This is a genomic window from uncultured Thiodictyon sp. (assembly GCF_903828115.1).
GTDB lineage: Bacteria > Pseudomonadota > Gammaproteobacteria > Chromatiales > Chromatiaceae > Thiodictyon.
On the sequence record NZ_CAIKKU010000165.1, the window covers coordinates 1 to 4,422 of the forward strand.

Annotated in this window: 3 protein-coding genes; 1 reads left to right on the forward strand and 2 read right to left on the reverse strand. The window is 71.3% G+C overall.

The genetic code is table 11. The features are described from left to right. Nucleotides 1–162 precede the first annotated feature (162 nt). Both QZY48_RS05985 and QZY48_RS05990 read right to left on the reverse strand, forming a co-directional pair. Nucleotides 163–2,679, reverse strand: a complete 2,517-nt coding sequence (locus QZY48_RS05985) for an FtsX-like permease family protein (RefSeq protein ID WP_295428996.1) — start codon at nucleotides 2,677–2,679, stop codon at nucleotides 163–165. Continuing rightward, a complete protein-coding gene (locus tag QZY48_RS05990; RefSeq protein ID WP_295429000.1) occupies nucleotides 2,676–3,329 on the reverse strand; it encodes an ABC transporter ATP-binding protein in 654 nt (217 codons plus the stop codon). Before QZY48_RS05990 ends, QZY48_RS05985 begins: the two co-directional genes overlap by 4 nt. A gap of 368 nt (nucleotides 3,330–3,697) precedes the next feature. Here QZY48_RS05990 and QZY48_RS05995 point away from each other — a divergent pair, with 368 nt between their 5' ends. Continuing rightward, entirely contained in the window at nucleotides 3,698–4,201 is a 504-nt protein-coding gene (locus tag QZY48_RS05995) for a hypothetical protein (RefSeq protein WP_295428998.1), read from the forward strand. The last annotated feature ends 221 nt before the right edge of the window (nucleotides 4,202–4,422 follow it).

Here is a 4,422-nt window from a genome sequence, read left to right on the forward strand (position 1 = left end):
ATTACGACAACGACAACGACAACGACAACGACAACGACGGGACAGGCATTCCCTGATGGACTTGTTTAACTTATCAGTGAACCGTTCCCAATTGGCTCGACAACGCCAACCCAGGGCGTTGCCCTGGGCTGGTATGTTCGACCCCGTTGGGGTCGGACGGGATCACCAATCCTCCCGCACCGCCAACACCGCCTCCTGCCGCATCGCCTGGCGGCCCGCGAGCACCGCGGCCAGGGCCGCCAGGGCGGTCAGGGCGGCGGCGAACCAGGCGAGCGAGCCCCAGGGGACCCGCAGGTCCATGCTCCAGTGGAAGCTCTGCCGGTTGACGACCTCGATCAGCACCAGGCCGATGGCCCCGCCCGCCAGCAGGCCGCCGAGCACCCCGACCCCGGCCGCCAGGGCGCCCTCCAGGGCGAGCATCCAGCCGATCTGGCGGCGCGTCAGGCCCAGGTGGCGCAACATGCCGAATTCGCGCCGCCGCGCCGCCGCGAGCGCCGCGAAGCTGGCCGCCACCCCGGCCAGGCCGATGCCCACCGCGACCGCCTCCAGCAGATAGGTGACGGCAAAGGTGCGGTCGAAGATGCGCAGCGTGATGCCGCGGATCAGCCCCGGCTGGGCGGTCTCCAGCGCGCCCGGCCCGGCCGCGGCCTTGAGCGCCTCGGCGACCTGATCCGCCGCGGCACCGGGGGCCAGGAAAATGGCCGCATCGCTTGCCAGCGGGTCGCCGGTGAGACGCCGATAGTCCGCCAGGTCGATCATCACCGCTCCGGTCTGGCGCGCATAGTCGCGCCAGACACCGGCCACGTGCAGCGCGACCGGCCGCCCGGCCAGCGGTACCTCAACGCGCTGGCCGGGCCGCCAACTGTAGAGGTCCTGTACCGCCTCGGAGACCCAGATGGCCGGCTCGCCGCCGCCGGGTCGGGCCGCCCCGACCAGGGGCAGTTCGTGCCCGTCGGCCGACACCGGCCGGGCCAGCAAGGCGACCGGCGCGCGCCCGGGGGCCAGGCGCAGGCTGTCGTGGCGCGTGAAACGCACCTCCTCGACGCCGGGCACGGCCCTGATCCGCGCCTGCAGCGCCTCATCCAGATAGCCGCTGGTCTGGACCTTGCCGGGGCGCAGGTAGAGGTCCGCGGGCAGGACCTGGTCCAGCCACTCGTCGACCGAACCGCGAAAGGAGGCGACCATGATCGCCATCGCCGCCGCCAGTGCGACGCTGGTCAGGACCCCGGCCGCCGCCACCACCGCGTGCCCGGGTGCGGCCCCGAGCCTGGCCGCGGCGAGTCGGGCCGACACCGGGCCGCGCCGCGGCAGCAGCCAGGCGACGCCGGTGGCCAACACCGGCAACAGCATTACGGCCCCCGCCAGCAGGCACACGACCGCCAGATAGCCGCCCAGCGGCAGCCCGTTCACGGGCGCGATCCAGCAGGCGGGGAGGCTGGCCGCCAACAGGGCCAGCCCCAGGCGCGGGTGCCCGTGACCGCCCAGCAGGGCCGCCTCGTCGCCCGCCTTGAGCGCCTGGGCCGGCGACACCGTGGCCGCCTCGCGCGCCGGCAGCCAGGCGCCCGCGACGCCGGCCAGCACGCCCAGCCCCACATAGAGGGCCGTGACCCCCGGCTGGAACTGGAGCCGCGGGGTCAGCCCGGAAAAATACCCGGCGCCCAGGTCCCCGCCCAGGACCGCAAGCAGCCCCCAGGCCAGGCCATGTCCCAGGGCCACGCCAAGCAGGCCCCCCGCCAGCCCCACCAGCGCGCCCTCCGCCACCAGCCAGGCGAAGAGGTCGCGCCGCGCCAGGCCGATGGCGCGCAGAAAGGCGAACTCGGTGCGGCGGCGCACCACCGAGAGTGCCTGGGCCGAGAAGACGAGGAAGCCGCCGGTCAGGAGCGCGATGGCCGCGAGCATGGTCAGATTCACCCGGTAGGCGCGCGACAGGTTGGCCGCCTGATCCTCCGCGGCCCTGGGTTCCTCGATCAGCACCCCGGCCGGCAGCATGGCCTGCAGGGCGGCCTGCGCCGCGCCCGGTGCGACCGACTCGGCCAGCCGCAGGTCGATGCGCGTGAGCCGCCCGAGCTTGGCAAACCGCGCCTGCACGGCGGCGATGTCCATCACCGCCAGTCGGCGGTGGTCCGGGCTGCCCGGCAGGTCGCCCGCGATGCGGACCACCAGGGGCTGGGTGCCCGCGTGCAACTGGAGCCGCTCGCCGGTCTCAAGACCCAGGGCATCCTGCGCCGCCGCGCTGAGAAAGAGGCTGTCCTCGGCCAGGGCGGCGAGGGACCCCGCGTCCCTGCCCGCATCCGCCTCGGCCGCCTCCTGCGGCCGGGGCAGCAGGGCCGGCGTGACGGGCGCCAACCGGAACACGTCGACCCCGAGCAATTGCAGCGATTCCAGCCGCCCGACGATCTGCGCATCTACCTCGACCACCGGGCTCGCCTCCGCGACCTCAGGGCGGGCGGCGAGCCGGGCATAGAGTGCCTCGTCGAAGCCCCCGCGTGGTCCCACCACCTGCAGGTCCGCCTCACCGGCCATGGTACGCAGGCCGCGGCCGAATTCGGTCAGCGCGGCCTCGTGGACCGCCTGCACCGCCATGCCCAGCGCGACCCCCAGGACGATGGCGATCAGTGAAAACAGGGTCGCCACCCGCCGTCGGGCGAGCGAACCGAGAAAGACCGGCGCCAGCCTCACCCGGCGAGACCCGCGGCCGTCAGGTGCAGCACCCGGTCGGCGGTCTGCGCCCCCGCCGGCGAGTGGGTCACCAGGATGCCGATCGCGCCCGCCCCGCGGATGCGCGCGGCAAGCAGGGCGAGCACCATCGCCGCGTTGGCCGGGTCCAGGTTACCGGTCGGCTCGTCGGCCAGCACCAGGCGCGGGCCATGGACCAGGGCCCGCGCGATCGCCACCCGTTGCAGCTCACCGCCGGACAGCTCCCGCGGCCAACTCCCCGCCCGCCCGCCCAGGCCCACGGCCTCCAGGAGCTGCTGCGCCGGCCCCGCCGCCGCCGCGCCGCTGTACCCCTTAAGCCACAGCGGCAGGGCTACGTTTTGGAGCACCGTGAGGTGGGGCAGCACATGGAAGGCCTGGAAGACGAAGCCCAGCTTGTCGCGCCGCAGCCGCGTCAGCGCGTCCTCGTCGAGGGAGGCGTAGTCGGCCCCGTCGAGCGCCAGCCGCCCGCCGTCGGGCCGGTCCAGCCCGGCGATCAGGTTGAGCAGGGTCGACTTGCCGACCCCGGACTCGCCGACGACGGCCACATACTCGCCCGGGCGCAGGCGCAGCGAGAGGTCCTGCAGCACGCGGCGGCCGTTGAACTGGCGCGAGAGGTTGGCGATTTCGAGCATGGGGCGGGTGGGGCGGCGGTTGGCGGATGGTTCTGGTTCCCTGAACATGGGGGCGATCCGGTAGCCCGGAAGGCAGGCGCCCGGCGCCGAGACGGTAGGATGGGCAGAGCGAAGCGATGCCCATCATTCGGCACCGCGGTCACTGATCCGAACCCGACGCTCTGCCCAGGGCCTCGGACTCCCGGCGACGCGCGGCTTGTGCCCTGATTGTACTGAATGTACCATTCGTCTTATCGAGGCGCCTAGCTGATAACCCGGCAGTGGGCGATGGTCCGCTGTTCCCCAAAGGTGGTAACGCAGACTTATCTCGTCACACCCAGTGCCGGCAGCGAACTGCCGGACCTCACGCGAACGGTCATCGCAACACCATGAGCAAGCTGTCGGCCGGAATCAAAGAGGAGTTCCTGGCGATCCTGCCGCCAACGCTCTTCTTCTTCATCGCCCTGCACATCGTGGCGCTCATCCGCACCCTGATGCTCAAGGGTACCGGCATCGCGCTCGGCACCACGCTGTCGGTCGCGGTCGCGGCGCTGATCCTCGGCAAGGCCGTCCTGTTGGCGGACCTGCTGCCCATCATCAATCGCTATCCGGACCGGCCCCTGATCTACAACATCACCTGGAAGACCGTAATCTACCTGGTGGTCGCCGGGCTCATCCATTACCTGGAGCGTCTCATCGACTTCGCCCGGCAGGCGGGCGGCATCATCGCCGGCAACGAGAAGCTGCTTGCCGAACAGGTCTGGCCGCATTTTCTCGCCGTCCAGCTCCTGCTGCTGGTGCTGATCCTCATGTATTGCACCATCCGTGAACTGGCGCGCGTGATCGGTCCGGAGCGGATGCACCGGATCTTTTTCGGACCGCGCAGCCAGTGACGGGTATTGACGACGAGCAACGCAAGCGATCAGCCCGGCCACGACATCGTCGCTGTCGTTGTCGTTGTCGTAATCGGAGAAGCGATGCCATTTGGGCTGCAAGGGAATCCAGGGCGCTACGATAACCTCGATTACGACAACGAGGCCTTGATTATAAATCCGGCCACCCTGCTGTAGGGGAGGTCGCTGGTCCGCACAGCGGACCCTACGGGCGCGGGGCC

Bases quoted from the DNA above. Each gene is read 5' to 3' on its own strand.
- QZY48_RS05990 (WP_295429000.1), bottom strand. From the start codon at position 3,329: ATGCTCGAAATCGCCAACCTCTCGCGCCAGTTCAACGGCCGCCGCGTG.
- QZY48_RS05995 (WP_295428998.1), top strand. From the start codon at position 3,698: ATGAGCAAGCTGTCGGCCGGAATCAAAGAGGAGTTCCTGGCGATCCTG.